We start from the raw sequence: 2117 nt of genomic DNA, 5'->3' as shown, positions 1-2117 counted from the left end.
TGACTTGCTAACTGTCATTTATGAGACAGGAAACGAGAGCAATATAGATGAGTCCGAAGAAATTTCGATTTACATCAATGACGATACATTCCACTTCAACTCCTACAATAGCGAGTCAGGCTCACAAGCGCATATTTTGACGAAAAAGAACAGCAACTACGAACCAACAAGCTTCGAGGAAAGCACCCTCATTTTTGTTAAGGATATGAGAAATCAAGATGACTTACCTTTACTCATATCATCGTCGCCAGTTAAGAATGTTAGTGGGACGCGGCAGCTTTCTGGAGCCTATCTGTATAAATATGATGAAGACAAAGATAATGGCCGTGCGCTGGCACAGTCATCACGAGAGAATGAAAATGGGAATAAAGAGCACCGCTCCGTTGACTTTAGCTACGGTATCTTCCATGAATTATCAAACCTCGAATTCATGAATGGAAGCGTCATCAACGATTATTATAGCTTTCTAAACTTTGAAGCGACCTACTCTCTTGAGGGGGTCGAGCAGCGCGCCAATTTCAGCTTCATTTTTAACCCCAGTCAAGAAACACCAGATCCTGATATTGAAGATCAATCTCTATCGTTATTATTAGTCGATGGCATGTAGTTTTTGAGCAGCGTTCATTGAGTTTACGCATTTACAAAAGGAATAGGGTTACCAAGCAGATGAAAATGCATTCACGACTTTTAATATTAGCCATTTTGATGATGGGTATAGCAGCTTGCTCTGAGTCAAACAAAACCACCACCGAGTTGCCACCAATAATCGAAAATTTGAACTTTCCATTTATTAAAAACAACTCACTATATGAGTTCGACCCGGAATCAGGCGAAAGCAAGATTGTAGAAGCCCATTTTACCGAGGACAGCGCAGCGCGACTTTCTCTATTCATTGGGCCAGACGATGAAAACCCAACTTTAGTTAGCTCTCCTGAAGGCCACATTGTATATCTAGACACCGACGAGGCAGAAGAAGTTCAAGGTGACGACAGCAATTCTTCACTTATACACACCTTGCTTCCTGAGCTTATTGCTTACAGCAAAGGTTCCTCTATATTTTTATTCGAATTAGTGACTCGCTATGCCCACCCAATTGTCAATTTTGAGCCTGTGGATGGCAAGCCCCCTCTTATTTGCGATATTCGGCCGTCTCTAACCCTTGATGAAGAAAACCGACTCATTGATGAGATACTGTACAAAAATGAACATAAACTATATGTAAAAACAGCACCCGAGGACTGTGCTCTCAGCACATTCAATTACTACCAAATTGACCTAGAACAAGACCCAGATACCGAGTATGAGATTCGCCGTATATCTATCAATAGCCATACTCATGTTAGTAGCCACTCCCATACTCATACAGATGACCATGACCACGATCACGCCTACGAAGCTGGCGAGATTGGCGATGATGGCTTGCCTTTCGACCCTAACAACCACCCTCACTACCACACCCACGAGCACGATTTTTTCTACGGTAACCACGAAGAACATTTATACCTAAGTAAAGAGGAAATAGATGAAGTCCACTCTTTAGCAAGCAACCAGGAAACCTCGTTTGAGAAAAGTCAGGCCTGGGTTGGACGAGTAACAAATTCAAGTGAAGCCTTAATGTACGCCGAGCACCCGGTTTATAACACCTCAACCAAAGAGTTTGGCTACCTTGGATTTAACTACCTAAAGAATCAATATGAATTCTATATTAAAGAATCTGATCGTAATTTTGACACTCTCGAATACTCATTTGGTCTTACTGAGCTTGGCGTTGAGCTAATCAACCGAGACCCAAACTATAAGAATAACCAAGATCAATGGTTCACCTATATTGAGAATGCTATTCTGTTCAGACATAACGACGCCTTAATTAAACTCCCCACTCTAGCAATATTTGATCGCGGCCATGTTGAAGAACGTGAAGATCGCTTTGAAACACCAATTTTTGTATTTCAAAACCCTGAAGACTCTCAACTTTCCTATCATCAAGAGACTGATAGACTGTATATACGTGACGGACTTAATCTTCATATGATTGAAGGTGTATCCACCGAAGAGACCCTTACCACGCTCAAGGAGTATTCAGCGGCAGAAGTAGAAGACATTCGAATGATCAGCAC

At 41.7% G+C, this 2117-nt stretch carries 1 protein-coding gene and 1 pseudogene; both read left to right on the top strand.

All coding sequences use genetic code 11. The features are described from left to right. Window positions 1–607 (top strand): hypothetical protein (locus A3761_RS27830; protein WP_197473085.1); only part of this gene is annotated, 607 nt, incomplete at its 5' end. A gap of 65 nt (window positions 608–672) precedes the next feature. Beyond that, window positions 673–2117 (top strand): annotated as a pseudogene (locus A3761_RS17065) (hypothetical protein); the annotation flags it as partial.

The sequence above is a fragment of the Oleiphilus sp. HI0123 genome (assembly GCF_001635315.1).
This window is presented reverse-complemented; position numbering and strand designations above follow the sequence as displayed.